A 26,986-nucleotide genomic window follows, 5' to 3' on the forward strand; every position below is an offset into this window, starting at 1 on the left:
GGCGGCGGCGCCCGAAGCGAGGAAGGCAACGGAAGCAGCGGCGAGGATCAGATTACGCATTTGAGTCTCCTTGTCGAACCGCGTTCGACGTGATTTGGCCCGGTCGGGGGAGGGGCCATTCCCGTCCGCCTGTCGGGGGGGCAGGCGGTAGATCAAGCCGGTGTCCGGGAGGGAGGAAGCCGGACGCCGGCCTGGAAGCTCAGCTCGAGATCGCGAGGGCGATCAGTCGTTGGCCGGCTTCGGATTGAAGGCGCCGAGGCCCTGGCTGCCATCGTGGGTCACGCCGACCGTCTGGCCGGGCAGGATGCCGTAGAGCTGGGTGCCATTGGCGAAATTGAACGTCTGGCCGTCCTGCAGGGTCAGCGTACCGGCCGAAGCGTTGACGCTGGTGACGGTGCCTTCGGTCTGCTCGGCGGCCATGGCGGCTGCGCCGGAAGCAAGGAACGCGACGGAGGCGGCAGCAATGATAAGGTTACGCATCTTTTTTTCTCCTGGTCGATTCATTCGACCGCTTGCAGCGACGACCCCTTTTTCTGTGGGGCGGTTTCGTTCAGTCCGTCGCCGGTGAGCTGAATTTGGTCCTGTCCATCGCGGTTTGCAAGCGCCCGATATTTTGCGAAATCGGCCGTTCAGACCCTGGCATTTCTATTTTCGAATACATAATCGACTGATACGAGACGAAAATTCTACAAAGCTGCCTGATTTAGGAATTTGATAGGCGCAGCGCTATCGGATTGTTCACTGAACCCAAGGGCACTGTTCATTATGTGTCACTGCTTATTGTAGTAAAAGCTCATCAAATGGATCCGGCGGGATCGATCGCGGGCTTTGGGCCCGGTCGAATCGAGCTCTCGGGCACCCGATCGCCCATGAAAAGTACGGCCACTTATCATTGCCCGAGCTTCCCACATGGTCCCGCGCGGTTTGCCGGCTGGCGGATGGTGGAAGCGAGACAAGGGGGCTGGCTGGTGAGAAGAACTCCCCGCTTCGCCAGCAACCCCCGCGGGGACGACGAACTCGACTCGGAGGGCAGGCCCTTGGCCCGGCGGGCCCCCGTCGGCGGCCATCGGGGAGGACCTAAAAAGATAGCGGCGCCCGGAGGGGTGCCGGGCGCCGCTTTCAGAGAGTAGCGTCAACGGGGAGGTCAGTAATTTCCGTGGTCGCCGTCACTCTCCGGGTGGGGGTCGAAAGCCGTGATGCCCTGGTTCCGGCCGGTATAGCTCACGCCCACCGACTGGCCGGGCACGATTCCATAGAGCACCGCCGGGTTGGCGAAGGTGAATGTCTGCCCGGATTGCAGCGTCAATGTGCCGTGTCCGACATTGACGCTTTCGACCGAGCCTTCGACTTCTTCGGCGGCGTAAGCGACAGCGCCCGAAGACAGAAGGGCGACAGACGCGGCGGCGAGAACGAGATGGCGCATGGTGTGGTTTCCAGTTCCTGCAGGGTCAAGCCAGGGTCCGATGAAGCGATCCGCGGGGGGAAGCGGTGCCCGTTCCTGGCTGCGTCGGAAAATGGAGTCCTCTCGTTCGAAGGCAATTCACAAGGAATTCATCGGCTTAGCGCTTGAAGGTCGCTTTCGCTGCCAGAAGGCTTAGGGGGAGCCAAGCCCGGCGGTTTCGCGGGGATCGTAGGGGTGGATGTGACATGTCGCGCCGTCCGGCCTTGCGTAATCACGCTTTCGTGTAAGTCCTTATGGCTGATAATAGCAAAGCTTACCATCAGTGCAAGTGATGGTGTCCTGTGCTCACTCTCTATGCACCGCTCGCGCATATCCGGGCCCGCGCGAAGCTGGCGTTTGACGGAAGGCCGCTGGCTTTCTAGAACCGGGGCCAATCACCGGGAGCGCCTTCGCCCATGTCGCACAATACCTTCGGCCATCTGTTTCGCGTCACGACCTGGGGCGAGAGCCACGGACCCGCGCTGGGCGCGGTCGTCGACGGCTGCCCGCCGCGCATCGCCATCTCCGAGGCCGAGATCCAGGCCTGGATGGACAAGCGCAAGCCCGGCACCTCGCGCTTCACCACCCAGCGCCGCGAGCCCGACGAGGTGCGCATTCTTTCCGGCGTCCTGCCCCAGGAAGATGGCACGCTGCTCACCACCGGCACGCCGATTGCGCTCGAGATCCAGAATGTCGACCAGCGCTCCAAGGACTATGGCGACATCAAGGATCGTTACCGGCCGGGCCATGCCGACTTCACCTATGACCTGAAATACGGCATCCGCGATTATCGCGGCGGCGGCCGTTCCTCGGCGCGCGAGACGGCGGCCCGCGTCGCCGCCGGCGCCATCGCCCGCAAGGTCGTGCCGGGCATGAGCGTGCGCGGCGCGCTGGTGCAGATCGGCCCGCACAAGATCGACCGCTCGCGCTGGAACTGGAACGAGGTCGACCAGAACCCCTTCTTCTGCCCTGACGCCCAGACGGCGACGGTGTGGGAGGAATATCTGGACGGCATCCGCAAGGCAGGCTCTTCCGCTGGCGCGGTCATCGAGGTCATCGCCGAGGGCGTGCCGGCCGGCCTCGGTGCGCCGGTCTATGCCAAGCTCGACCAGGATATCGCCAGTCTGCTGATGTCGATCAACGCCGTGAAGGGCGTCGAGATCGGCGAGGGCTTTGATGCCGCCGCGCTTACGGGCGAAGAAAACGCCGACGAGATGCGGATGGGCAATGACGGCAAGCCGCTGTTCCTCTCCAACCATGCCGGCGGCATTCTGGGCGGCATCTCGACCGGCCAGCCGATCGTCGCCCGCTTCGCCGTCAAGCCGACCTCGTCGATCCTGACCACGCGCCGCTCGATCACGGCGCAGGGCGAGGAAGTCGACGTCATGACCAAGGGCCGGCACGACCCCTGCGTCGGCATCCGCGCTGTGCCGATCGGCGAGGCTATGGTCGCCTGCGCCATCGCGGATCATTATCTTCGTCATCGGGGCCAGAACGGCTAGGCTCTACCACGCAGCTTGGGGAGGACGTCATGGCGATCGCACGGATTGGCGAGTTTCGGGCCCTCGCGGGCCAGGAGGACGCTCTGGCCCATTTCCTTGCCTCGATCACGCCCCTGATCCTGGGCTCGGAGGGCGCGCTGTCCTGCCAGCTGTTCCGCGACCGGGACGACGCCGCGCGCTTTCTCATGATCGAGCATTGGGAAACGCCCGAGGCGCACCAGGCCTCGGTCAAGAACATCCCGCCGGACCTGTTGCAGCAGGCGCGGGGGCTTTTCGCGGCCGCGCCCGTCGGCTCCTATTTCGATCCGATCGACTGAGCGGCCGCGTCGGAGCGGGAACGGTTGACGCACCGTTCACCTCCCGGCGATCTGATAAGCCCTATATATGGTATCACAGGCTTATCGGATCTGCACAGGACGCTTCACCTTGCTCAAGCTTCAAACCATCGTCGCCTCGACCCGTCCGGGCCGCGCCGGCCTTTCCATCGGCACCTGGTTCAACGGCGTCGCCGCCGCGCACAAGGACTTCCAGGCCGAACTCGTGGACCTGAAGGCGGTCAACCTGCCGATGTTCGACGAGCCCAACCACCCGCGCATGCGCCAATATGTGCATCAGCACACCAAGGACTGGAGCGCGACGATTGACGCGGCCGATGCCTTCGTCTTCGTGCTGCCCGAGTACAATCACGGCTTCCCGGCCTCGATCAAGAACGCGATCGACTACCTCTCGCATGAATGGGCCGACAAGCCGCTCGGCTTCGTCAGCTATGGCGGCGTCTCCGGCGGCACCCGGGCGGTGCAACTGCTGAAGCCGGTCGCCGGCGCGGTCGGTCTGGTCGTGGCGGGCGAGGTCAACATTCCGTTCTTTTCGCAATACCGCCAGGACGATCTGTTCGTGCCGCCGGCGAGCTTCGTCGATTCCGCCAATCTCATGCTGAACCGCATTGCCAAGGTCGGCGCGACGCTGAAGGCGGGCCGCAAGGAACTGGCGGCTGCCTGATCGTCGCCTCTCCCGCACAAGTGAAAATGGCGGCCTCGGGCCGCCATTTTTCTGAACGCGCTGCGCTTTTTCATCTCTCCCTGAGGAAGAGGTCGGAGCGAAGCTCCGGGTGAGGGGTTAGGAAACCCTCCGCATAAGGCTCGGACGATGGCTTCTATCTCGGTCAGGCCGTAAACCCTCACCCGTCGGCCTGCGGCCGTCGACCTCTCTCTCAGGGAGAGGTGAAACAACGAGCCCATAGCTCGCCTCACCCCCGCTCGATCCGGCACTGGAAGCAGTTGTTGGTCGAGGAGCGAACATGGACGAAGGCGATGTCGTCGCGGGCGAGCCGTTCGTCCGCCTCGGCGCCAAGCCTTTCGCGCGGCACCACCTTGCCGCTGCCATAGACGATGCGCTCATCGGCCGAATAGCCGCGGATGATGTAGGCCGTCGAGGTCAGCATCGGCGGCAGCGCGTCGCTCTCCTCGGCGCGGACACAGGCGTCGGCGCACAGGAAGATCGGCCCCAGTTCGGCATAGGGGTTAATCGTCTCGAACGGCCGGTGGGCGAGGATCAGATAGTCGGATCCGGCGGGGACGATGTCGAGGCAGTGACGGCAGGGCACGCCTTGGCCGTCCGAGAGGCGACGCTCGGGCGCCTGTCCGTTGGCATCGAGCCCGCCGCTGCGATAATGCGCGGCGGCGGTGCTGGGAATAGCGACATAGCGAAGGGCGGGCATCGAGGCTTCCTCATGGGTTTGGAAGCTGCGAGCTAACGCGGGAGGGCGCGCCGGTTCTATCCGGTTCTTGCCGCCGAATTGCGGGAGCGTCCTGTCTGAGCCTGGCGTTCAGACCCTCACCCCAGCCCTCTCCCGCAAGCGGGCGAGGGGGCAGGTGGTGCTTGTGGCGACTGTCGCGCCATATGGCGAAGAGCGCCGGCCGCAAAAGCCCTCGCCCGCTTGCGGGAGAGGGTTGGGTGAGGGGCTTTCCTGGGCTTCCGCCACCCAGACGGGTCCCAGCCGGCCGATCAGCTCAACCGCACCGGGCGGCCCTTGCTGGCGCTCTTGCGGGCGAGCTCGAAGGTCGCCACCACCTCGACATGGCCCGACCACAGGAACTGGTCGACCGGCGTGACGCTGGTGAGCTTGTAGCCGCCGTCGATCAGGATGCGCGCGTCGCGGGCGAGCGTCGCGGGATTGCAGGAAACGCCGACGATCTTCGGCACGATCGACTTCGCCAGCGTCTCGGCCTGCGCCTTGGCGCCGGCGCGGGGCGGGTCGAACACGACGGCCTTGAATTCCTTCAGCTCGACCGGTGCCATGGGATTGAGGAACAGGTCGCGCCGGCGGGTTGTCACCGCCCGGATGCCGGTGGAAAAGCGCATCGAGCGGTCGAGCGCCTGTAGCAGCTTGGTCTCGCCCTCGACGGCGAGAACGGGAAAGCGCCGCGCCAGCTTCAGCGTGAAGGTGCCGATGCCGGAGAAGAGATCGAGCACCGGGCCGCCCGACTTGCCGATCGCGGCGTCGACGAGGTCGGCCATGGCCAGTTCGGAACTGGCCGTCGCCTGCAGGAAGCCGCCGGCGCTCGGATAGAGCACGATCGGGTCGTTGCGGATTTCCGGCACGCGGCTCATGAAGATTTCAGCGCCATCGACCGTCAGCCGCGAGATCGAGCCGTCGACCGCGGCGCGACCGAGCGCCTCATAGTCGGCACGGCCGGGCTTGCGCGCGCCTTCCAGCGACACGTCGAGGCCGGTATCGGTCGAGACCACGGTCATGCGGGCGCGCTTGCCGCGATCCATCAGCCGGTCGGCCAGGGCAGCGAGCTTGTCGCGCCGTGTTTCGATCTCGGGCACCAGCAGCGGGCATTCCTCGATCGCCAGGATGTCGTGGCTCTCGCGCTTGTTGAAGCCAAGCACGACGCCCTGTTCGGTGCGCGACAGGGTGAAGACGGCGCGGCGGCGCGAATGGGGCGCAACCGGGATCACCGGATTGACCTCCGTTTCGATGCCGCGCTGGGCGAAGGCGTGCACGACCAGCTCGCGCTTCCAGGCCTGGTATTTCTCCGGCGCCCAATGCTGCAGCGAGCAGCCGCCGCAGACGGTGAAATGCCGGCAGGCGGGCGCGATGCGGTCCGGGCTCGGCGTGATGATCGAAACCAGGTGGCCGCGCTCGCCGTCGATATCGGCCGTGACGACTTCGCCCGGCAGGGTGAAGGGCACGAACACCTTCTGGCCCGACGCGGTCTCGGCGATGCCGTCGCCCTCATGGCCGAGGGAAGTGATGGTGAGGGTTTCAGCCATGGGCTGTTTCTTTCCTAACGCCGAGCAGGAATTCATGATTGCCGTCGCCACCGGCGATCGGGGAGGGGACGAGGCCGTCGACGACCCATCCCGGCTCCGCGGCAATCCAGTCAACGATGCGCTCGACAGCGGCCTCGCCTTCCAGGGGATCGCGAACCAGGCCGCTCTTGTTGATGCCGTCCTTGCCGACCTCGAACTGCGGCTTGACCAGCAGGACGCCCCAGCTGCCAGGCTCGGCCAGCTCGAGCGCCGGCGGCAGCGCCAGGCGGAGCGAGATGAACGAGACATCGCAGACGATGGCGTCGAAGGGTTCGCCAATGTCCTCGGCCGTCAGGTCGCGGACATTCAGGCCTTCGCGCATGGTGACGCGCGACCGGCCGGCCACGCGCGGATGCAGCTGGCCATGCCCGACATCGAGCGCATGGACATGGCGCGCGCCGCGTTCGAGCAGAACTTCGGTGAAGCCGCCGGTCGAGGCGCCGAGATCGAGCGCGGTGCGGCCGGTCGGGTCATAGCCGAAATGATCCAGCCCGGCGACGAGCTTCAGCGCGGCGCGCGAGACGTAGCGCTGCGCGGGATCGTCGATCTCAAGCGTGGCGTTCTGACGGATGGTTGCGGCGGGTTTGGTGATCAGGACCCCGTCGACGCGGACATGGCCGCGCAGGACGGCGTCGCGCGCCTTGGCCCGCGAGGCGACCAGCCCGCGCGCCAGCAGGACCATGTCCAGGCGATGTGTGGTGTCGTTCATGGCGCGAGTGATGGCGTGCGCGGCGGCCAAGCGCAAGCGCTATCGGGCCGCAGGCACGCGTCGCAGGTCCCGCAGACCGCCGAAAGGGGCGAGCTGGCGCGAAAGGGGCGCCTATCGATGTGCCGCGATCAGCATCATCATCGGCCGGTCTCGCTCCTCGGCCAGCGCCGGCTGCGCGGCGATCTCGGCGTCGGTCGGCCCCCATTCCTCGAAATGGGTGATGGTGAAACCCTGCCGGATCATCATGTTGAGCTGGGTGCCGATGGTGCGATGGTGCTTGATGACGCCCTTGGCGAGCCAGTCGGTCGAGCGCGGCCCTTCGGCGCTGTAGCGGTCGAGCGGCCAGGTGCGGCGGCCTTCGGCATCGATCACCCAGCTGGGGTTGGTCGGCGCCATATAGATCGGATGTTCGATCGAGAAGACGAGCCTGCCGCCCGGTACCAGCGCGCGATGCACGGTTGCCAAAAGGCGCGGCAGGTCCTCGATATAGTGCAGCGTCAGCGAGCTATAGACGAAATCGAACGCGGCCTCGGGCAGTTCCAGCGTCTCGAGATCGGCGCGCTCGTAGCGGATAAGGGGATCCTTGGTCATGGAGGTGGCGCGCGCCAGCATCGCCTCCGACACGTCGAGCCCGAGCACGGAGGCCGCGCCCTGTTCGCTCGCATGGCGGCAGAACCAGCCATAGCCGCAGCCCAGATCTACCACGCGAAGCCCGCGCAGTTCCGGCAGCATGGCGCGCAGTGCCGGCCATTCTGCAGCCCCCGCCAGTCCATGGACGGACCGACCGAGCTGGCTGTAGCCCTCGAAGAAGGCGGGATTGTCGTAAATATTCTGGGTCATGGCGCTCGCACCTCCATCGGTTTTCGCCGGCCGGGGTGCGTCTCCTACCACAATTGCGCTGGGCTCGCTTCGCGCACCAGCCTGACTAAACGGCCGGCGCGGCCTGCACCTCGACCGTGACATGCGACAGCGCGTGCAGGGCCGCGAGCTTCTTGCGGTAGACGTCGGGCGATTGCGGATGGGCCGAAACGAGGCTGATCACCGCGGCGTTGTGGCCGGGGCCGACGCGCCAGAGATGCAGGTCGGTGACCCGGTCGCCATTCTGCTCGATCCGGGCGCGCATGGCGGTGGCGAGATCCGGATCGGGCACGGTGTCGACCAGGATGCGGCCGCTGTCGCGCATCAGTTGCAGCGACCAACTCGCTATCACCGCTGCGCCGAGAATGCCGACGGCCGGATCCAGCCAGACCCAGTTCAGGAAGCGCCCGGCGAGCAGCGCCGTGATGGCGAGCACAGAGGTGGCCGCATCGGCAAGCACATGGACATAGGCGGCGCGCAGATTGTGATCCCGGGCGCCGCCATGATCGTGGTGCGCATGATCATGGTCATGCCCGTGGTGGTCGTCATGGCCGTGGCTGTGTCCCGTGCTCTCGTGCAGCAGCGCGGCGCTGACCAGATTGACGGCGAGGCCGATGACCGCGACGGCGATCGCCGGGTTGAAGCTGATGTCGATGGGATGGGCGAGGCGCCAGGCGGCATCGGCGGCGATCAGCACGGCGATGACCCCGAGGATGACGGCGCTGGCAAAGGCGGCGAGGTCGCCGATCTTGCCGGTGCCGAAGGTGAAGGCGGGGTCATGCGCGTGGCGGCGGGCATAGCGATAGGCGAGCGCCGCCACCAGCAGGGCGCCGGCATGCGTCGACATGTGGAAGCCGTCCGCCAGCAGCGCCATCGAGCCATAGACATAGCCGCCGACGATTTCGGCCAGCATGGTCAGCGTCGTGATGCCGACGACGATCATCGTCCGGCGCTGGTTGCGATCGTGCGAGGCGCCGAGGAAGACGTGTTCGTGGCCCCCGAGGGCTTGCGACGCGTTCATTGCGATACTCCTGCCATGGCCCGTCCGCTCCTCAGAGATACTTGCTGACTTCCTTGATTTCCTCGACCAGAGCGCGGGCCTCGGCGGCGGGCAGGGCGCTGGCGGCCGCCCCCAGATGCTCGTCGATATGGTGGTGGATCAGGATGCGCTTGGTGCTTTCGATCGCCTTGATCACGGCCTGCATCTGCTGGGCGAGATCAAGGCAGTCACGGCCGTCCTCGACCATGGCGATGACGCTGGTCAGGTGGCCGGAGGCGCGGCGCAGGCGGAGCAGGATATCGGGGTTCTGGGCGTGGCTCATGCGATATCCTATCCTGGGGGAGGGGATACAGCAAGCGGGAGTATCTCATCTGGCGACGGGTTGCGGAGGGCCCGTGCGAGGGAAGGTGGCGGCCTCCGGATCGGGCCGCTGAATTCGGCCGATACGGCCGGCTGGCAAGCTTTGCCTCTTCAGGCAGATCAATCGGCTCCGCCCTCATCCTGAGGCGCTTCGCTTCCGCGAAGCCTCGAAGGAGGCGCTCCAGTGGGCAATCCGGCCTTTCAGGGAATCCGGAAGTCGAGCAAAATCGCGCCATCTGAGCGTTCGCTGGACCCTCCTTCGAGGTCCGGCTTTGCCGGGCACCTCAGGATGTTGGTCGAGCTACCTGAAGCATTGGAGCGGACACTCCAGGCGGCGCAATGGCGGCAGGTGGGCCAGACGCCGAGCCGACCGCAAACGAAAAGGGGCGCGACGATGCCCGTCGCGCCCCTGTCGGGAACCTTGCCGCAAGCGGCGTCCGGTGTCCCTGCCTAGCCGGCGACGAGGCGCTTCAGCTTGGCCATGATCGTCTCGTCCTTCTCGTGATAGTCGACCGTGCCGACGAAATTGGCGTCGGAATCGAGCAGGTACACGGCGGCCGCGTGGTCCATCGTGTAGTCCTCGCCCTCGCCGACCTTCTTCGAATAGACCCGGTACGCCTTCAGCATCGCGTCGATCTGCGGCCGGCTGCCGGTCAGGCCGATGATGCGCGGATCGAAGGCGTGCAGATAGTTGTCCATCTGCTCGGGCGTGTCGCGCTCGGGGTCGACGGTGACGAAAAAGACCTTGAGCTTGTCGCCGTCCGGGCCGAGCTGCTTCAGCCACTGCGTCGCCTGGAACAGCGTGGTCGGGCAGACGTCCGGGCAGAAGGTGAAGCCGAAGAACATCGCCGAGGGATGTCCCTTCAGCGCCGCCTCGGTGACGGGCTGGCCCTTCTGGTCGACGACCGAGAACGGCCCGCCGATCGCGCTGGTGGTCAGGCTGGCGCCGCCCTTCTTCTGCGTCACCGCGAAGCCGGCGACGGCGATGACCGCGACGGCGACCAGGCCCCAGAGGATGTAGCGGATGGTTCGCAGCGTCTTGCGGCTGGCGTCGGGCTTGCTGCTGTCGCTCATTTCGCGGCGCCGTCATGGTTCATGTGCATGGAATGATCCGTCTTCGGGCCGGGCGCGCCGATCGGCGAAATGGTCAGTTCGACCTCGACAGGGCCGGCCTTGGCGAAGGTCAGCGTCAGCGGCACGGTCTCGCCCTGCACGAAGGGCGCCTTCGGGCGGATGAACATGATGTGGTAGCCGCCGGGCTCCAGCGTCAGCGTCTGGCCGGCCGGGATCTCGACGCCGTCGGTCGCGGGACGCATCGTCATCACCCCATCCTCGGTCTTCATCAGGTGAAGCTCGGTCTTTTCGGAGACGGGCGAGGCGACCGAGACCAGCGTATCCGGCTCGGTGCCGGTGTTCTGGATGGTCAGGTAGCCGCCGCCGACCTTGGCGCCGGGCGGCGTCGCGCGCGACCAGGGCTCGCTGATGACGAGCGGGCCGGCGGTGACATCGGCGAGCGCAGGCGTTGCCAGCGACGCGGCGAGAAGGAGCGAAAGGGCGATGTGCTTGATCATGTCGCAGAGATAGCCCCGCACGCCGCGCTTGCAAAGCGCGGCGGACTGCCGCGCGAGCCGTGCGACGATGTGGCGGACGTCAGAGCGGCCTGGCGGCCTGGCGTCGTGTGAGGATCCAGTAGCAGGCGATGAGCAGGATCGGTTGGAGCACCGTCAGGAGCAGGAGCGCCCCCGCATTGCCGGCCGCCCAGTTGCCGGCGCTGACGATCTGGTGGATGTGGCCGATCACAAGCCCGACGTAATAGACCGTGGTGAAGAGGATCACGGCGGCCTTGAACGCCAGCGTTTGCCAGAACGCGACGATGGCGATGACGCCGAGCGCGATATCGGCGATGCCTACCTCGAACTGGAACGGGCTGACCTGCCAGCCGATGAACGCCGCGGCCGTTTCCGGCGCGAAGACGTGGTAGAGGCCGGCCCAGACATTGGTGACCCCGATGGAGAGCAGAAGCAGCCAGTCGAGATAGGCTCGCGCCGAACCGCCGCGCAGGGTGGCGATGAGCAGGGCTGCGAAAAACAGCAGGCTTGGCAGGTTCGTCAGCGCCAGCCGGATCGCGTCGGATACCATCCTCGTTCCCCCTTCGGCCGGATATCCTAAGGGGATCCCGTCCGCTATCGGGTAGAACGAGTCGTGACGTGACGAAACGGAATGGCGCCAAGTTTACGTGGTGAAGGCTGGATTTCAGGCCAGCCGGATCGCCGCCGCCTCGTCGCCGCGGCCGAGCGCCTCGAACACCGTCGCAACGATGCCGCGCGCGTCGAGCCCGCTGGAAACGATCATCGCCTCGGGCTTGTCGTGATCGGTGAACTCGTCCGGCATCACCAACGTGCGGATCTTGAGACCGCGATCGAAGGCGCCGGCGCCGGCGAGGAAGGCCAGGACCTGGCCGCCGAAGCCGCCGACCGCGCCTTCCTCGACCGTGATCACGACTTCGTGATTGCGGGCTAGGTCCAGCACGAGGTTGGTGTCGAGCGGCTTGGCGAAGCGGGCATCGGCGACCGTCGTCGAGAGGCCGTAGGTATCCAGTTCTTCCGCCGCCTTCATCGCGTCCTTGAGACGCGTGCCGAAGGAGAGGATGGCGATCTTCGATCCCTCCCGCAGGATCCGGCCCTTGCCGATCGGCAGGACCTCGCCGCGTGCCGGCATGTCGATGCCGACGCCTTCGCCGCGCGGATAGCGGAAGGAGGAGGGCGCGTCGTCGATGGCGACCGAGGTCGCGATCATGTGCACCAGTTCGGCCTCGTCGGACGGCGCCATGACGATCATGCCCGGCAGCGCGGTCAGGAAGCCGGTGTCGAACGAGCCGGCATGGGTCGGCCCGTCGGCGCCGACGAAACCGGCGCGATCGATCGCGAAGCGCACCGGCAATTTCTGGATCGCCACGTCATGGACGATCTGGTCGTAGCCGCGCTGCAGGAAGGTCGAATAGATCGCGCAGAACGGCTTGTAGCCTTCCGAGGCAAGGCCCGCGGCGAAGGTGACGGCGTGCTGCTCGGCGATGCCGACATCGAAGGTGCGGCTAGGGAAGGCCTGGCCGAACAGGTCGAGGCCGGTGCCGGTCGGCATGGCGGCGGTGACGGCGACGATCTTGTCGTCGGCTTCGGCTTCCTTGATCAGCGTTTCCGCGAAAACACGCGTATAGCTCGGCGCGTTGGGCGTCGCCTTGGCCTGCTTGCCGGTGATGACGTCGAAGCGGTTGACGCCGTGATACTTGTCGGCGGCGGCCTCGGCCGGGGCGTAGCCCTTGCCCTTCTGCGTCACGACATGCAGCAGGATCGGACCTTCCGGCGCATCGCGCAGATTGCGCAGGATCGGCAGCAGGTGATCGAGATTGTGGCCGTCGATCGGCCCGACATAGTAGAAGCCGAGTTCCTCGAACAGCGTGCCGCCGGTGAAGAAGCCGCGCGCATATTCCTCGGTCTGCTTCGCCTTGTCGTGGAAGATGCGCGGCAGCTTCTTGGTCAGCTGCTTCGCCACTTCGCGGAACGAGCGATAGGCGCGGCCCGAGACCAGGCGCGCCAGATAGGCCGACATGGCGCCAACCGGCGGCGCGATCGACATGTCGTTGTCGTTCAGGATGACGATCAGCCGCGAGCGCAGGGCACCAGCATTGTTCATCGCCTCATAGGCCATGCCGGCCGACATTGCGCCGTCGCCGATCACGCAGACGACGGCATTGTCGCCTTCGGAAAGGTCGCGCGCCACCGCCATGCCGAGGCCGGCCGAGATCGAGGTCGAGGAGTGGGCGGCGCCGAACGGGTCGTATTCGCTCTCTGCCCGCTTGGTGAAGCCCGAGAGCCCATGCGTCTGGCGCAGCGTGCGGATGCGGTCGCGGCGGCCGGTCAGGATCTTGTGCGGGTAGGCCTGATGGCCGACGTCCCAGATGATCCGGTCGGCGGGCGTGTTGAACACGTAGTGCAGCGCCACCGTCAGCTCGACGACGCCGAGGCCGGCGCCAAGATGGCCGCCGGTGATCGAAACCGCATCAATGGTCTCGGCGCGGAGTTCGGCCGCCAGCTGCACGAGCGAGCTCTCCGGCAGGCGACGGAGATCTTCGGGCGTGGTGACGGTGTCGAGAAGGGGCGTTTCGGGCTTGCCGGTCATCTATGAAACAAGACTGTTATGTGAAGGGGCACGGTTACACGACGTGGCGACGGGTGGCAACGCGGTCAAGGCCGAGGGGGCGGGCCATATCCGCGCGGTTGCACGCGCTTCCGCGTCCTCTACTGTGCATTTCTCCTGAATCGAAGGAGCCTTTGCATGATCCGCCATACTGTCGTCTTCCGTCTCAAGCGTTCCCGCGGCTCCGAGGCGGAGGGAAGGTTTCTCGCCGATGCCCGCATCCTCGCCGCGATCCCGGGCGTCGGAAACTTCGAGCAGCTGCGCCAGGTCAGCCCCAAGAACGACTATGATTTCGGCTTCTCCATGGAGTTCGCCGACGAGGCCGCTTATTCCCTGTATAACGATCATCCCGACCATGTCGCCTTCGTTCGGGACCGCTGGATCCCCGAGGTCGAGTCGTTCCTGGAGATCGACTACGTGCCCCTGACCGCCGACTGAACCGCTGGGCCCTCCGGCCTACGTCAGCGTGCGCGGCCCGATTTTCCCTAGGGAGTGGATTGTTGTTGTTAAGACGGAAACTGAAGCGGTCGCAGCCTGCCTGGCTTTCCCGCGACGTGTGGCGACGGCGCGTGGTCTTCTGGGCTGGCGCGGGCGTCACGGGCCTGGTCAGCGTCGCCTTCGCCTATGCGGCCGACCAGGCGCAATCGCTCTTTCACCTTGTGTCCAGCCAGGCGTTCTGGATCCCCCTGATCCTGACGCCGCTCGGTTTCATGCTCTGCGCCCATCTGGCGCGCACGGTATTTCCCGGCTCGGCCGGCAGCGGCATCCAGCATGCGATCGCTGCCTGCGAGATGACCGATGAAGCGTCCCGCAACAAGCTGCTGTCGCTGCGCGTCGCCTTCGGCAAGATCCTGCTGACCCTGGTAGGCATTGCTTCAGGCGGATCGATCGGCCGCGAGGGGCCGACGGTTCAGGTCGGCGCCGCGATCATGCTCAAGGTCGGCCAGATCGGCGGGGCGGACCGCGCGCGCGGCCTGATCCTGGCAGGATCGGCGGCCGGCATATCGGCGGCGTTCAATGCGCCGCTCGCGGGCATCGTCTTCGCCATCGAGGAGATGAGCCGATCGTTCGAGACGAAGACCTCCGGACTGGTCCTGTCCGCCGTGATCCTCGCCGGTCTCGTCTCGCTCGGGCTGGTTGGCAATTACAATTATTTCGGTCAGGCCTCGGGCCATGTCGTCGGCCTGCAGGGATGGGTCATGGTGGGCCTCTGCGGTGTGTTCGGCGGCCTGTTTGGCGCCCTGTTCGGCCGGCTGATGCTGTGGTCGACGCAAACCATCCGCCGCTGGACCAGCGAGATGACGCTGGTGCGGACGCTGGTGATCGCGGGATCCTGCGGCCTTGTCGTGGCTCTGATCGGGCTCGCATCGGGGGGCATCACCTTCGGCACCGGCTATGAGCATGCGCGGCTGGCGCTCGAGGGCGAGATCCTGCCCTGGTATTTTGGGCCGGCGAAGTTCATCGCCACGCTGCTGTCGTCCATCTCGGGCATCCCGGGCGGCATCTTCGCGCCATCGCTGGCGGTTGGAACCGGCCTGGGCAGTCTGTTCGCCCTGGCGCTCGGGGGCACGGCCGGCATAGCGGCACTGCTGGGGATGACCGGCTATTTCGCCGGCGTGGTGCAGGCTCCCATCACCGCCTTCGTCATCATCCTGGAGATGACGGGCAACAACAGCGACGTCATTCCGATCATGTGCGCGTCGGTGCTCGGCTACGGCGTTTCGAGCCTGATCATGCCGCAATCGCTGTATCACGGGCTGGCGGCGTCGCTGATGCACAAGAACCTGACGGAGACGACGCTCCGGAACTGACGGAGATTCCCGAGCGGCGAGGACCCTTGCCGCCGGCGGAATCGACACGGACAGCCTGATCGTCCATAGGAAGGGCCGACCCGACGGCTTAGCCCTTCTGCCGGAACGAGAATGCCCGAGATACTGACCGACTACCCGCTCGACGACAGCAACAGCTTCGGCTTCCGCGCCCGGAGCCGCTACGCGGTCGAGATCCGCTCCGAGGCCGATCTCGTGGCGGCATTGGCCGATCCGCGCCTCCAGGGCCTGCCGCGCCGGCTTCTCGGCGGCGGCAGCAACATCGTGCTGAGCGCGGATTTCGAGGGCGTGACGCTGCTGATGCGCAGCCAGGGCCGCCGGCTGGTCGAGACGCGGGACGATGCCTGGATCGTCGAGGCGGCGGCGGGCGAAAACTGGCATGGCTTCGTCCGCTCGACGCTGGAAGAGGGCCATCCGGGCCTCGAAAACCTCGCCCTGATTCCGGGCACAGTCGGCGCCTCGCCCGTCCAGAACATCGGCGCCTATGGCATCGAACTGGCGGACCGGTTCGACAGCCTGCGCGCCTATGACGTCGAGACGGAGCGCTTCGTCACCTTCGACAAGGACGCATGCGCCTTCGCCTATCGTGACAGCGTCTTCAAGCACCATCCTGGCCGCTACATCGTGACGAGCGTGCGGTTCCGCCTGCCGCGCCCGTGGCAGCCGGTACTGAGCTATCCCGACATCGCCGCGATTTTCCAGCATGGTGAGGCGGTTGAGCCAGAAGCGGTGTTCAACGAGGTCGTCGCCGTGCGCGGGCGAAAACTTCCCGATCCGGCGGTGATCGGCAATGCCGGCAGCTTCTTCCAGAACCCGATCGTCCCGGCGGCCAAGCACGACGCGCTCAAGGTCGACTATCCGAAGCTCGGTGGCTATCCGCAGCCCGATGGGCAGGTCAAACTCTCGGCCGCCTGGCTGGTCGAGCAGAGCGGCTTCAAGGGCGTCCGGCTCGGCCATGTCGGCGTCTATGACCGCCATGCGCTGATCCTGGTCAACCATGGGGGCGGCTCGGCGGCCGAGATCACCGCGCTGGCCGGGGAAATCAAGGCGGGCGTGCGCGCGAAATTCGGCGTGGAACTGGTCGAGGAACCGGTGTTTCTCTGAGACTTCGGCTCGGCCGGGGAAGTCCTTTCCGGTTGCTTGGCCAGCCTTTCCGCAACACCCAACACGCTCGTCGTCATCCTCGCGAAAGCGAGGACCCATGCAGCCGAGCCCTGATCCGCGAGAAGCTCCCCAGAACCCGGATGAATGGATCCCGGGTCTCCGCCCGGGATGACGCCGAGGGTGGGGGGGCGGTTCGCCGCAACCTGACACGCCGCTTTCCATCACCTCTCGCTCTCTCTGGAAGGTGATGAGCAGCCCTGTTTTGCCGACTAGAGCGGGAAACCTATGGCCCCTCGGGCAGCGGGATGAACTCGCTCTCGTCGCCAAACACCTTGTCGAAGCGGCCGAGCTTCCAGTCGTTCTTGGCCTGCTCGATGCGGTCTTTCGACGAGGAGACGAAATTCCACCAGATGTGGCGCGGCCCGTCCATCGGCGCGCCGCCGACCAGCATCAGCCGCGTCGGCTTGCGCGCGGTCAGGCTGATCCGGTCGCCGGGGCGAAGCACCAGCAGGCGCCCGGCCTCGAACACGTCGCCGGCAATTTCGATCTCGCCCTCGAAGATGTAGAGCGCGCGTTCCTCATGCTCGGCGTCGATCGGCAGGCGGCCGCCCGGCTGCAGCGCCACGTCGGCATAGATCGTGTCGGAGAAGGTCTGCACCGGCGAGGTCTCGCCATAGGCGGAGCCCAGGATCAGCCGGAGGTCGACGCCATCGCCACTGACCACGGGCAGGTTGGCCTTGCCGTGATGGTGGAACTCGGGCGCGTCTTCTTCATGGTCCTTCGGCAGCGCCACCCAGGTCTGCAGGCCGCCGACCTTGCGGTCATTGGCGCGATGGCGGAATTCCGGGCTGGAGCGCTCGGAATGCGCGATGCCGCGCCCGGCCGTCATCCAGTTCACGTCGCCCGGCTGGATCGCCATCTCGACGCCGGTCGAGTCGCGGTGCACGATCTCGCCATCGAACAGATAGGTGACGGTCGCGAGCCCGATATGGGGATGCGGCCGCACGTCGAGACCTTCGCCGGCCGGGAATTCGCCGGGGCCCATCTGGTCGAGGAAAATGAACGGCCCGACCATGCGGCGCTTGGCCGTCGGCAAGGCGCGCTTCACCGCGAAGCCGCCAATGTCGACGGTGCGCGGCACGACGACGAGTTCGATGGCGTCGCTCGAGGCGGCGTCGCCAAAGATCGGATCGATATCGGGCAGGCGGCTCATGGCAATCTCCTTGGCTTCGGTGTTGAGCCGATAATGGAGAGGCGGAGTATGAGCCGAAAGACGCCGTTCCGGCGACGGATTGTTCAGCGAAAGCGCCGACTGGCCTATTCGACGTCGAGCGGCTCGGTGCCGGTCGCCTGGCCGTTGGCGCCGGTGCGGATCTTCTCGACCTTGGTCTCGGCCTGCTTCAGCAGTGCCTCGCAATGCTTCTTCAGCGCTTCGCCGCGCTCATAGATCTTGATCGACTCTTCGAGCGGAACGTCGCCGCGCTCGAGATGGCCGACGATGGTCTCGAGCTCGGCCAGGGCCTTCTCGAAGGAGAGGCCTTCAAGGGCGGTCTGAACGTCGGACATGGGCTGGTCTCCGGAATTGTGCGGCGAACCTTTTCGGCCATCGGGCCGCGCGATGCAAGCCGTGCACGGCCCCGGCCGGTCAGCCGGCGCGCATCAGCGTCTCGACATGGGCGGCGGTCGAGGCGGCGAGCGCCTTCAGGTCGTAGCCGCCCTCCAGGATGCTGACGATGCGGCCATGCGAATGACGATTCGCGACCTCCATCAACTGCTCGGTCGCCCAGACGAAATCGGCCTCGACCAGTTCCAACTCGCCGAGCGGATCCCGCGAATGGGCGTCGAAGCCGGCGGATATGATGATGAGTTGCGGCCGGAAGGCGTCGAGGGCCGGCAGGATCACGGTCTCGAACGAACGGCGGAAATCAGCGCCATCGGCACCGGGCGCGAGCGGCGCGTTGAAGATGTTGCCGGCGCCTGTCTCGGACGCGCCGCCGGTGCCGGGATAGAGCGGCATCTGGTGGGTCGAGGCGTAGAGCACGGACGGATCGTCCCAGAAGATCGCCTGCGTGCCGTTGCCGTGATGCACGTCCCAGTCGACAACAGCGACGCGCTCGAGACCGTGGCCGCGCTGGGCGTGGCGGGCGGCGATCGCCGCCTGGTTGAAGAAGCAGAAGCCCATGGCGCGATCCGGCTCGGCATGGTGGCCGGGCGGGCGCATCGCGCAGAAGGCGTTCTTCGCGTCGCCATCCAGCACGGCATCGACCGCCTGGCAGGCGCCGCCGACGGCGATCAGCGCCGCTTCCAGCGTCATCGGCGACATCGTCGTGTCGGCATCGACGCGAATCATGCTCTCCGAGGGGCTGTAATGGCGCATCGCCTCGAGATGGGAGAGCGGGTGGCAGAGCAGGATCATCTCGACATCCGCCATCCGCGCCTGTTCGCGCAGCAGCGGCGCGAAGCGGTCGTCGGAGAGCGCCGCCTCGACGGCCTGGATGCGTTCGGGGCGTTCCGGATGGCCGAAGGGCACGAGGTGCTCGGCGAAGACCGGATGATGGATCAGCAGCGTTGCCATGGGCGTCCCGAATTCGATTTTCAGACGGACCACCGAATGGCGGCGCCGGTCATTGGTTCTTGCGCATATAGGCAACCAGCGTGTCGCGTGCGACGGGCGAACGTAGCCGATTGAGGATCTGGGCGATTTCCTGGTCTATGCGGGTCAGCACCTCGCGCCGGTCGCCGCGCATCAGGCGACGGGTGGTGCCGGCCGATTCCATCGAGCGGCTGGCGAGCTTCCGGGCGACGGCGAGCGCCGCTTTCTCGACATCGGCGGCGGGAACGATTCGGTTGACCAGCCCGGCCTGGAAGGCGCGCTCGACGTCGAAACGCTCGCCGAGCACGAGATATTCGAAGGCGCGCTGGTGCCCCATCAGCCGCGCGGCGAGCAGCGTCGAGCCGCCGCTCGGGATCAGGCCCAGCTCGACGCAGTTCGATTCGAAGGCCGACCATTCGCTGGCGACCACATAGTCGCAATGCAGCAGGATGGTGGCGCCAATTCCCATCGCCAGCCCGTCCACGGCGGCGATCAGCGGCTTCTCGATGGTGGCGATGGTCTTGAGGAAGCGGGCGATGCTCTCGTCGATGCGTCCCTCATCGGCGAACTGGATCAACTCGCGAAGGTCGTTGCCGATGGAGAACACGCCCGGCGAACCGAGGATGACGAAGGCCTTGTTGCGACCGTCCCGTTCCCCGAGGACAAGCGCGTCCGAAATCGTGGTGAGCATCTCGACGGTCAGGGCATTCTGAGTTTCCGGTCTGTCGAATCGAATGACGGTGATCCCGCCCTTCGCTTCGATACCGATCGGCAAACTCATGCTCTCGCTCATCCGGGTCCCACCTTCCCATTAGCTAGTTGGCGGAGGAGAATTGGACAGGTCCTGCCGCGAAGTAAAGCATATGTTCAAAATTGCCTACAATTGACGCGGCCACATGGCGGATCCCCGCGGTTTGGGCGGCGAGGGCGGATAGGGCTTGACTGCCCGGCCGCGACGGGCCTTTTGGCGCTTCGCTGCAAAATTGGCTCGGGAGGCCGGATTGGCCAGGCATCATTCCTCCAACATACGTCCGGCGGATGACGACGACGCGCTGCGCGAGGCGATCGCGGCGCTCAGGGCTGGTCAGCTTGTCGGAATGCCGACCGAAACGGTCTATGGCCTGGCGGCGGACGCCACCAATGGCGAAGCGGTCGCCCGGATCTATGCCGCTAAGGGACGCCCGAGCTTCAACCCGCTGATCGCCCATGTCGCGGATCTCGAAGCGGCGGAGCGGCTGGTCCTGTTCGATCCTGTCTCGCGGCGCTTGGCCGAGGCGTTCTGGCCGGGTCCCCTGACGCTGGTTCTGCCGAAGCGCGCCGGCGCCGGCGTATCCGACCTCGCCACCGCCGGGCTCGACACGCTGGCCGTGCGCATGCCGTCCCACCCGGCCGCGCATGCGCTTTTGAAGGCGTTCGGCCGGCCGGTCGCGGCGCCCAGCGCCAACCGCTCCGGCCATGTCAGCGCGACCACCGCCGCCCATGTCGCGGAAGATCTCGGATCCGCCGTCGCGATCGTGCTCGATGCCGGCCCGAGCCATGTCGGCGTCGAGTCGACCATCGTCGCGGCCACGCCGGCCGGACTTGCGCTGCTTCGCGCGGGCGGATTGCCGCGCGAGGCTATCGGGGCGGTCGCCGGCATGCCGCTGGCGATCGTCGACCTCACGGATCCCGAAGCGCCGACCGCGCCGGGGCAGCTGGCCTCGCATTACGCGCCGGGCGCGATGGTCCGGCTCGATGTGGAGGAAGTGTTTCCCGGCGAGGCGCTGCTCGCCTTCGGGCTAGAACTGCCGCGCCATGCCGAGAATGCGGCCGTGACGATCAATCTGAGCGAGCGCGGCGATCTGATCGAGGCGGCGGCGCGTCTGTTTTCGGCGCTGCGCGAGCTGGATGGCAAGGCCGCGACCATCGCGGTCGCGCCAATCCCGACGACCGGCCTCGGCGAGGCGATCGTCGACCGCCTTCGCCGCGCCGCTGCTCCGCGCCCGTGAGGCGGCAGGATTGATCGAAAGGCAGGACGCGTTGCCATCCTTCACCTCACCCTGAGGGAGAGGAGAAGAATCAGGGCAGGCGAAAAAACTACCTTTCGAACTCGGGTCCGCGCGCCGAATAGGCCTTGGTCTCGCGCCAGCGCCGCATCATCGCCTCGAATTCCGGATCGATCTCCGGCGGCAGCACGATCTTGAGCGCGACGAGCAGGTCGCCATTGCCGCCCACGGCGGTCGGCAGGCCCTTGCCCTTCAGGCGCATCACACGGCCGCCATCCGAATGGGCCGGAATGGTCATGGTGCCCGAGCCGGTCAGCGTCGGGACGCGCACCTTGGCGCCCAGCACCGCTTCATCCAGCGTCACCGGAAGCTCCAGGCGCAGCGCGTCGCCCTCCACCTTGAACAGCGGGTGCGGCACGAACTCGACGGTGACGAGCGCGTCGCCGGCCTGGCCGCCGGTCGGGCTGGCCCAGCCCTGGCCGCGCAGGCGGATCACCCGTCCCGGCCGCGTCCCGGCGGGAATGGCGATCTCCAGCGTGCGCCCGGTCGGCAGTTCGACGCGCACCTTCTCGTCGCGCGCGATCTGTTCCAGCGTCACGCCAACGGTGGCGGTGACGTCCTCGCCGCGCGAGCGGGCCTGCGACGAGCCGCGTGCGCCGGCGCCGCTGAAGCCGCCGGCCCGGCCGCCGCCAAAATTGCTGAAGCCGCCGCCGCCCTGGCCGGCAAAGCCGCCGAAAATATCGTTCAGGATGTCATCGGCGCCGCCGGCAGACGACCAGCGGAAGCTGTGCGCGCCGGCACCGGCGCCCGCGCCGCCGCGCGGATCGAACCCTTCGAAGCCCTGGAACTTGGGCTTGCCCTCGGCATCGATCTCGCCACGGTCGAACTGGGCGCGCTTTTCCTCGTCGCTGAGGATCTCATAGGCAGAATTGATCTCCGAAAACTTCTCCTGGGCCTTGGAGTCGTCCGGATTCTGGTCGGGATGGTGTTTTTTGGCGAGACGGCGAAACGCCTTCTTCACCTCGGCCGCGGACGCCTTCTTCTCGACGCCGAGCACCTGGTATGGATCACGCATGGGAAACCCCCTCTAAGGGCAGGATTCGTCCCGGCCCAAACAGCGGCACCGGAACCCTCCATAACATAGGGAGGCTAGGAATTGATTCCAATCGCCTCGACTCGGATTGGAGTCTAAAGGAGCGCGCTGTCTTCGGGAACGACTTCGAAGAGCTGCCACATGCCATCCGTGGCCCGGCAGGCATCGCCCTTGTAGCGGCGGATGCCTCGGACATCGCTGACGGTGAGCGCGAAGGCGCGGCAGTTGCGGCCATCCGGCTCGACATGGGCGGCGCGGACCGGCGACAGCGTGCCGTTCGAGCCGGTGTCGGGATTGGTCCAGTCGATGACGTCGCCATTGGCGGAGCCGGAGATGAAGGTCGAGGCCGTCAGGCGGATATGCTCCCAGTCGGACGGGTCCACGGCTTCGACGACCGTGCGCTTGGCGGCCGGGACCGCCGGGGCGATCGAGCCCGTGGTGGTCATATCGATGTCGGTTTCCGGGCCGCCCGGCGTCAGACCGCAGCCGGCCAGACCCGCGCACAGCATGATCGGTCCTATTCGGCCAATCATTCGCATTCCCGGTGGATCCCGTCTTGTCTGGTCATATGCCGTCCGGTCGATATATGTCTGTCCCGTAGCAGCACGAATGATCCTCAGCGGACGCTCTGCGGATCGCAGCATCGGAAAAGATGATTAAGGATGAGTGACTTCACCGCCGCGACGGACCCGTTCGCCCTTTTCGCCAGCTGGCTGAAGGAGGCGGAGGCCTCGGAAATCAACGATCCGAACGGCATGGCGCTGGCCACCGTCGACCCCGACGGGTTGCCGGATGTGCGCATGGTGCTGATGAAGGATTTCGACGAGAACGGGATCGTCTTCTACACCAACTATGGCAGCGCCAAGGGCCGGGAACTGCTCGCAACTCCCAAGGCCGCCGTGCTTTTCCATTGGAAGAGCCTGCGCCGGCAGGTGCGGGTTCGCGGCCTGGTCGAGACGGTGACCGATGCCGAGGCCGACGCCTATTTCGCGACGCGCGCCCGCCATAGCCGTCTCGGCGCTTGGGCTTCGAAACAGTCGCAGCCGCTCGAATCGCGTTTTGCGCTGGAAAAGTCGGTGGCGGCGCTGGCCGCCAAATATGCGATCGGCGAAATCCCGCGCCCGCCACACTGGTCCGGGTTCCGCATCAAGCCGGTCCAGATCGAGTTCTGGAAGGACGGCGCCTTCCGTCTGCACGACCGCGTCGTCTTCCGCCGCGCGGTGCCGGGCGAGGGCGAGTGGCAGAGCGAGCGGCTGTATCCGTAGGCTGGGGCCGTCTTTCAGCCGCACGATTTGCGATTGTTGTGCAGGACGTCGCCCCGGCGAAGGCCGGGGCCCATTAACACAGTCGTAGGAGGCCGCGCACAGCCTTCTCGGCGGCTGGCAGTGTGTCTGGATCCCGGCCTTCGCCGGGATGACGCCGGAGCGGGGAGTGCTTCCCCGTCCCGCCCGCGCCGCCGCGTAAAGGGATTACCCGGCCGTCAGGTCGCCGTGCCGCCGACCGTGATCTGGTCGATGCGGATGGTCGGCTGGCCGACGCCGACCGGAACGCCCTGGCCGCTCTTGCCGCAGGTGCCGATGCCGAGATCGAGCGCCATGTCATTGCCCACCATCGAGACGCGCTTCATCGCATCCGGCCCATTGCCGATCAGCATCGCGCCCTTTACCGGCGCGCCGATCTTGCCGTTTTCGATCCGGTAGCCCTCGGTGCAGGCGAAGACGAACTTGCCGCTCGTGATGTCGACCTGGCCGCCGCCGAACGACACCATGTAGAGGCCGTTCTTGACCGAGCCGAGGATCTCGGCCGGATCATCCTTGCCGCTCTTCATGATCGTGTTGGTCATGCGCGGCATCGGCACATGGGCATAGGACTGCCGACGACCATTACCGGTCGGCTGCATGCCCATCAGGCGAGCGTTCTGGCGGTCCTGCATGTAGCCAACCAGGATGCCATCCTCGATCAGCGTGGTGGCCTGGGTCGGCGTGCCCTCATCGTCGAAGGAAAGCGAGCCGCGCCGGTCCATGATCGAGCCGTCATCGATGACGGTGACGCCCTTGGCGGCCACCTGCTGGCCCATCAGGCCGGAGAAGGCGCTTTCGCCGCGACGGTTGAAATCGCCCTCGAGACCATGGCCGACCGCCTCATGCAGCATGACGCCCGGCCAGCCGGGGCCGAGCACGACATCGAAGGTGCCGGCGGGGGCGGGGACGGCTTCGAGATTGACCAGGGCCTGGCGCAGCGCCTCGTCCACGGCATGGTGCCAGCGGTCGCTGGTCACGAACTGGCCGAAGCCTTCGCGCCCGCCCATGCCATAGGAGCCCTGCTCTTGCCGATCGCCTTCGCCGGCGATGATCGAGACGCTGACTCGCACCATCGGGCGGATGTCGCGGCGATAGACGCCGTCGGGACGCAAGATCTCGACGATCTGCCACGAACCGGCCAGCGAGGCACTCACCTGACGCACGCGCGGATCTTTCGCGCGGGCATAGGCGTCGATCGCCTCCAGCAGCTTCACCTTCTCGGCGAAGCTCGGGCTGCCGAGCGGGTTCTCGTCGGTATAGAGCACGCGGTTGGTGCCCTTGGGCGGTTCGGCCAGCGTGCCCGAATGGCCGCGCTTCACCGAAGCGACCGCATCGCCCGCGCGGCGGATCGCGTCGAGCGAGACTTCGCCGGCATGCGCATAGCCGACCGCTTCGCCGGCGACGGCGCGCAGGCCAAAACCCTGGCGGGTGTCGAAGCTCGCGCCCGAAAGGCGGCCATTGTCGAAGACGAGTCCCTCCGACTGGGCGTATTCGAGATAGAGCTCGCCATCATCGGCGCCGGAGAGCGCCTCGGCGACGACGGTGCGGGTTTCGTCACGGTCGAGGCCGGCGCGCGCGAGAATGGAAAGCTGTTCATCGGCCATGGGGAACTCCGGGCTCGTGTCTAAGCAGCAGAAATAGGGGATCGCACGCGCTTTCGCACCCCCTTGCCGGCCTCTGCCTGTTCATTGCTGTCCGGCGAGCGCATCCATCGCCAGCGAGATCTCGGCCCGCAGCGCCGTGATCCGCGCTTCATAAACCCGTCCGAGGCACGCCGTGTCGCTGCCGCAGGCGGCCCGCAGCTTGAGGAAGTCCGTGGCGCCGTCCCGCCGCGCCGCATTGGCGCCCATCATCATCGGGACCTTATTGTAGGCGAACCAGAGCGCCGCCATTTCCGTGTCGCGCTCGGACAGCTCCGGATTGCTGCAGATCGCCACCTCGTCAGGGGCGACGGCCTTGGCGCAATTGAAGCTGGCGGCCTCCGCCGGAGCGGCGGCCGAGAGCCCGAGGATCGTCAGGACGATCAAAGAGGAAAGCTTCATGACGATGGACCTTTGCTTGAGCGGGCGGTGCCTTATGGCACGCCCGGCACCTGTCGAGAACCAACCGCATGCCGTCCCCCATTGCGTTTCGCCCCCCGAATGGCCCATACGCTGCGGCACGGAACAGGACGGGGGATCGCCGGCCGCGCGACGCACGGAAGCGCGACGCGCCGCGATCTCCAGGCGAGAAGGACAAGACGAATCATGGCGACGGCATTCGGTCTCGACAAGCAGGCTTTGACGATTATTCCGGTGTCGGGGCCGCTCGAGGGTCGGGTCACCCCGCCGGGCTCCAAGTCGATCACCAACCGGGCCCTGCTACTGGCCGCCCTCGCCAAGGGCACCAGCCGCCTGACCGGTGCGCTCAAGAGCCTGGACACCAAGCTGATGGCCGGCGCCCTGCGGGCGATGGGCGTCACGGTCGAGGAGCCGGACGACACCACCTTCATCGTCACCAGTTCCGGCCGGCTCGCCCCGCCGGCCGAGCCGCTGTTCCTCGGCAATGCCGGCACGGCGATGCGCTTCCTTTCGGCGGCGGTGACGCTGGTCGAGGGCACCGTCGTCGTCGATGGCGACGCGCATATGCGCAAGCGCCCCATCGGCCCGCTGGTCGAGGCGCTGCGCTCGCTCGGCATTGATGCGTCGGACGCCGGCGGCTATCCCCCGGTCACGGTGCAGGGCAACGGCACCTTCGGTTCCGGCCGGGTCGAGATCGATGGCGGCCTGTCGAGCCAGTATGTCTCGGCGCTGCTGATGGCGGCCGCCTTCGGCAACGGCCCGATCGAGGTGGCGCTGACCGGCAGCGAGATCGGCGCGCGCGGCTATGTCGATCTGACGATCGCCGCGATGCGCGCTTTTGGCGGTGAGGTCGAGCAGATCGACGCATCGAGCTGGCGCGTCCAGCCGACCGGATACCAGGCCACCGATTTCGTCATCGAACCCGACGCCTCGGCCGCCACCTATCTCTGGGCGGCGGAAGTGCTGACGGGCGGCCATATCGATCTCGGCGTCCCGTCCGATGCCTTTACCCAGCCCGACGCCAAGGCGCGCGAGGTGATCGCCCAGTTCCCGAACCTGCCGGCCGTCATCGACGGCTCGCAGATGCAGGACGCGATCCCGACCATTGCCGTGCTCGCCGCCTTCAACAACGCGCCGGTGCGTTTCGTCGGCATCGCCAATCTGCGCGTCAAGGAATGCGACCGCGTCGCGGCGGTTGCGACCGAGCTCTCGCGTATCCGACCGGGCCTCGGAACGGAGGAGGGCGACGACCTCATCGTGGCCTCCGATCCGTCGCTCGCCGGGCAGACGCTTCCGGCGCGCATCGAAACCTATTCGGACCACCGCATCGCCATGAGCCTGGCGCTGGCCGGCATCAAGATCGGCGGCATCACCATCCTCGACCCCGGCTGCGTGGCGAAGACCTACCCGACCTACTGGGAAGCGCTGACCGGCCTTGGCGTGAAGATCGCGGATTGAGGGAGGTTCATCTGCCCAGAAGCAAGGGCGCCTTCCTCACCTGTCCCTGAGGGAGAGGTCGGAGCGAAGCTCCGGGTGAGGGTTTAGGAGACTATCCGGTGAGGCCGTAAACCCTCACCCGCCGGCCTGCGGCCGTCGACCTCTCCCTCAGGGAGAGGTGGGAAAACGTTGGCGACTGGCC

29 protein-coding genes are annotated in these 26,986 nt (G+C 66.5%); 9 read left to right on the forward strand and 20 right to left on the reverse strand.

All coding sequences use genetic code 11. The features are described 5' to 3' along the window. Nucleotides 1–222: 222 nt before the first annotated feature. The gene (locus ABIE08_RS00005) at nt 223–480 is read right to left on the reverse strand and encodes a DUF1344 domain-containing protein (protein ID WP_354547799.1); all 258 of its coding nucleotides are present in this window, start codon (nt 478–480) and stop codon (nt 223–225) included. 664 nt (nt 481–1,144) lie between these two features. After that, nucleotides 1,145–1,423 carry a DUF1344 domain-containing protein gene (locus tag ABIE08_RS00010; RefSeq protein WP_354547801.1) on the reverse strand — a complete coding sequence of 93 codons (279 nt, stop codon included), beginning with the start codon at nt 1,421–1,423 and terminating at the stop codon, nt 1,145–1,147. Between the two features lie 434 nt (nt 1,424–1,857). Here ABIE08_RS00010 and aroC point away from each other — a divergent pair, with 434 nt between their 5' ends. The 3 genes from aroC to ABIE08_RS00025 all read left to right on the forward strand — a co-directional run bounded on the left by aroC (nt 1,858) and on the right by ABIE08_RS00025 (nt 3,942). Further along, complete coding sequence (gene aroC, locus ABIE08_RS00015) at nt 1,858–2,943, forward strand: chorismate synthase (RefSeq protein ID WP_354547803.1); 1,086 nt, start codon at nt 1,858–1,860, stop codon at nt 2,941–2,943. 29 nt (nt 2,944–2,972) lie between these two features. Continuing rightward, complete coding sequence (locus ABIE08_RS00020; protein ID WP_354547805.1) at nt 2,973–3,260, forward strand: putative quinol monooxygenase; 288 nt, start codon at nt 2,973–2,975, stop codon at nt 3,258–3,260. A 109-nt stretch (nt 3,261–3,369) separates the two neighbouring features. After that, nucleotides 3,370–3,942: an NADPH-dependent FMN reductase gene (locus tag ABIE08_RS00025; protein ID WP_354547806.1), complete on the forward strand. Its 573-nt coding sequence runs from the start codon at nt 3,370–3,372 to the stop codon at nt 3,940–3,942. A 247-nt stretch (nt 3,943–4,189) separates the two neighbouring features. Here ABIE08_RS00025 and ABIE08_RS00030 read toward each other — a convergent pair whose 3' ends face one another. The 10 genes from ABIE08_RS00030 to dxs form a co-directional block, all read right to left on the reverse strand. Then, nucleotides 4,190–4,660: a DUF1203 domain-containing protein gene (locus ABIE08_RS00030; RefSeq protein ID WP_354547808.1), complete on the reverse strand. Its 471-nt coding sequence runs from the start codon at nt 4,658–4,660 to the stop codon at nt 4,190–4,192. 287 nt (nt 4,661–4,947) lie between these two features. After that, complete coding sequence (locus ABIE08_RS00035) at nt 4,948–6,222, reverse strand: class I SAM-dependent RNA methyltransferase (protein WP_354547810.1); 1,275 nt, start codon at nt 6,220–6,222, stop codon at nt 4,948–4,950. Continuing rightward, nucleotides 6,215–6,970, reverse strand: a complete 756-nt coding sequence (locus ABIE08_RS00040; RefSeq protein ID WP_266332902.1) for a TlyA family RNA methyltransferase — start codon at nt 6,968–6,970, stop codon at nt 6,215–6,217. The genes ABIE08_RS00035 and ABIE08_RS00040 overlap by 8 nt, the downstream gene beginning before the upstream one ends. A gap of 111 nt (nt 6,971–7,081) precedes the next feature. Continuing rightward, entirely contained in the window at nt 7,082–7,810 is a 729-nt protein-coding gene (locus tag ABIE08_RS00045; protein WP_354547812.1) for a class I SAM-dependent methyltransferase, read from the reverse strand. An 85-nt stretch (nt 7,811–7,895) separates the two neighbouring features. Continuing rightward, a complete protein-coding gene (gene dmeF, locus ABIE08_RS00050; RefSeq protein WP_436409530.1) occupies nt 7,896–8,855 on the reverse strand; it encodes a CDF family Co(II)/Ni(II) efflux transporter DmeF in 960 nt (319 codons plus the stop codon). Nucleotides 8,856–8,880: 25 nt separating this feature from the next. Beyond that, complete coding sequence (locus tag ABIE08_RS00055) at nt 8,881–9,150, reverse strand: metal-sensing transcriptional repressor (RefSeq protein ID WP_354547816.1); 270 nt, start codon at nt 9,148–9,150, stop codon at nt 8,881–8,883. Nucleotides 9,151–9,638: 488 nt separating this feature from the next. Continuing rightward, on the reverse strand, nt 9,639–10,262 hold the full coding sequence (locus ABIE08_RS00060) for an SCO family protein (RefSeq protein WP_354547818.1): 624 nt from the start codon (nt 10,260–10,262) through the stop codon (nt 9,639–9,641). Beyond that, nucleotides 10,259–10,780, reverse strand: coding sequence for a copper chaperone PCu(A)C (locus tag ABIE08_RS00065; RefSeq protein WP_354547819.1), 522 nt, complete (start codon nt 10,778–10,780; stop codon nt 10,259–10,261). Before ABIE08_RS00065 ends, ABIE08_RS00060 begins: the two co-directional genes overlap by 4 nt. A 58-nt stretch (nt 10,781–10,838) precedes the next feature. Then, entirely contained in the window at nt 10,839–11,327 is a 489-nt protein-coding gene (locus tag ABIE08_RS00070) for a DUF6790 family protein (RefSeq protein WP_354547821.1), read from the reverse strand. A gap of 114 nt (nt 11,328–11,441) precedes the next feature. Then, nucleotides 11,442–13,364 carry a 1-deoxy-D-xylulose-5-phosphate synthase gene (dxs, locus tag ABIE08_RS00075; protein ID WP_354547823.1) on the reverse strand — a complete coding sequence of 641 codons (1,923 nt, stop codon included), beginning with the start codon at nt 13,362–13,364 and terminating at the stop codon, nt 11,442–11,444. Between the two features lie 156 nt (nt 13,365–13,520). On the opposite strand from dxs, the gene ABIE08_RS00080 reads away from it, so the two are divergent. From ABIE08_RS00080 to murB, 3 genes are all read left to right on the forward strand, one after another. Continuing rightward, nucleotides 13,521–13,820, forward strand: coding sequence for a Dabb family protein (locus ABIE08_RS00080; RefSeq protein ID WP_354547824.1), 300 nt, complete (start codon nt 13,521–13,523; stop codon nt 13,818–13,820). A gap of 131 nt (nt 13,821–13,951) precedes the next feature. Continuing rightward, nucleotides 13,952–15,193: a chloride channel protein gene (locus ABIE08_RS00085; protein WP_354547826.1), complete on the forward strand. Its 1,242-nt coding sequence runs from the start codon at nt 13,952–13,954 to the stop codon at nt 15,191–15,193. Between the two features lie 111 nt (nt 15,194–15,304). Further along, nucleotides 15,305–16,315 (forward strand): UDP-N-acetylmuramate dehydrogenase, encoded by a 1,011-nt coding sequence (murB, locus tag ABIE08_RS00090; protein WP_354547827.1) that lies wholly within the window; start codon nt 15,305–15,307, stop codon nt 16,313–16,315. A gap of 283 nt (nt 16,316–16,598) precedes the next feature. Here murB and ABIE08_RS00095 read toward each other — a convergent pair whose 3' ends face one another. The 4 genes from ABIE08_RS00095 to ABIE08_RS00110 all read right to left on the reverse strand — a co-directional run bounded on the left by ABIE08_RS00095 (nt 16,599) and on the right by ABIE08_RS00110 (nt 19,689). Beyond that, entirely contained in the window at nt 16,599–17,528 is a 930-nt protein-coding gene (locus ABIE08_RS00095; RefSeq protein WP_354547829.1) for a pirin family protein, read from the reverse strand. Nucleotides 17,529–17,632: 104 nt separating this feature from the next. Then, nucleotides 17,633–17,881, reverse strand: coding sequence for an exodeoxyribonuclease VII small subunit (locus ABIE08_RS00100; RefSeq protein WP_354547830.1), 249 nt, complete (start codon nt 17,879–17,881; stop codon nt 17,633–17,635). Between the two features lie 79 nt (nt 17,882–17,960). Further along, complete coding sequence (locus ABIE08_RS00105; RefSeq protein ID WP_354547832.1) at nt 17,961–18,890, reverse strand: histone deacetylase family protein; 930 nt, start codon at nt 18,888–18,890, stop codon at nt 17,961–17,963. Between the two features lie 49 nt (nt 18,891–18,939). Then, nucleotides 18,940–19,689, reverse strand: a complete 750-nt coding sequence (locus tag ABIE08_RS00110) for an enoyl-CoA hydratase-related protein (RefSeq protein WP_354547834.1) — start codon at nt 19,687–19,689, stop codon at nt 18,940–18,942. Between the two features lie 220 nt (nt 19,690–19,909). Between ABIE08_RS00110 and ABIE08_RS00115 the strand changes: the two genes are divergently transcribed. Beyond that, nucleotides 19,910–20,896, forward strand: a complete 987-nt coding sequence (locus ABIE08_RS00115; RefSeq protein WP_354547836.1) for an L-threonylcarbamoyladenylate synthase — start codon at nt 19,910–19,912, stop codon at nt 20,894–20,896. An 88-nt stretch (nt 20,897–20,984) separates the two neighbouring features. Here ABIE08_RS00115 and ABIE08_RS00120 read toward each other — a convergent pair whose 3' ends face one another. Both ABIE08_RS00120 and ABIE08_RS00125 read right to left on the reverse strand, forming a co-directional pair. Further along, nucleotides 20,985–21,968, reverse strand: a complete 984-nt coding sequence (locus ABIE08_RS00120) for a DnaJ C-terminal domain-containing protein (RefSeq protein ID WP_354547838.1) — start codon at nt 21,966–21,968, stop codon at nt 20,985–20,987. Between the two features lie 113 nt (nt 21,969–22,081). Further along, nucleotides 22,082–22,495, reverse strand: a complete 414-nt coding sequence (locus ABIE08_RS00125) for an RT0821/Lpp0805 family surface protein (RefSeq protein ID WP_354547840.1) — start codon at nt 22,493–22,495, stop codon at nt 22,082–22,084. 153 nt (nt 22,496–22,648) lie between these two features. Here ABIE08_RS00125 and pdxH point away from each other — a divergent pair, with 153 nt between their 5' ends. Next, the gene (pdxH, locus tag ABIE08_RS00130; RefSeq protein ID WP_354547841.1) at nt 22,649–23,251 is read left to right on the forward strand and encodes a pyridoxamine 5'-phosphate oxidase; all 603 of its coding nucleotides are present in this window, start codon (nt 22,649–22,651) and stop codon (nt 23,249–23,251) included. A gap of 215 nt (nt 23,252–23,466) precedes the next feature. Here the strand turns inward: pdxH and tldD are convergent, their stop codons facing one another. Together tldD and ABIE08_RS00140 are read right to left on the reverse strand one after the other, a co-directional pair. Next, nucleotides 23,467–24,891 (reverse strand): metalloprotease TldD, encoded by a 1,425-nt coding sequence (gene tldD, locus ABIE08_RS00135; protein WP_354547843.1) that lies wholly within the window; start codon nt 24,889–24,891, stop codon nt 23,467–23,469. A gap of 81 nt (nt 24,892–24,972) precedes the next feature. Beyond that, nucleotides 24,973–25,329, reverse strand: coding sequence for a lysozyme inhibitor LprI family protein (locus tag ABIE08_RS00140; protein ID WP_354547845.1), 357 nt, complete (start codon nt 25,327–25,329; stop codon nt 24,973–24,975). Nucleotides 25,330–25,533: 204 nt separating this feature from the next. On the opposite strand from ABIE08_RS00140, the gene ABIE08_RS00145 reads away from it, so the two are divergent. Continuing rightward, a complete protein-coding gene (locus tag ABIE08_RS00145; protein ID WP_354547846.1) occupies nt 25,534–26,805 on the forward strand; it encodes a 3-phosphoshikimate 1-carboxyvinyltransferase in 1,272 nt (423 codons plus the stop codon). Nucleotides 26,806–26,986 lie beyond the last annotated feature (181 nt).

It is taken from the genome of Kaistia defluvii, from assembly GCF_040548815.1.
Classification (GTDB): domain Bacteria; phylum Pseudomonadota; class Alphaproteobacteria; order Rhizobiales; family Kaistiaceae; genus Kaistia; species Kaistia defluvii_A.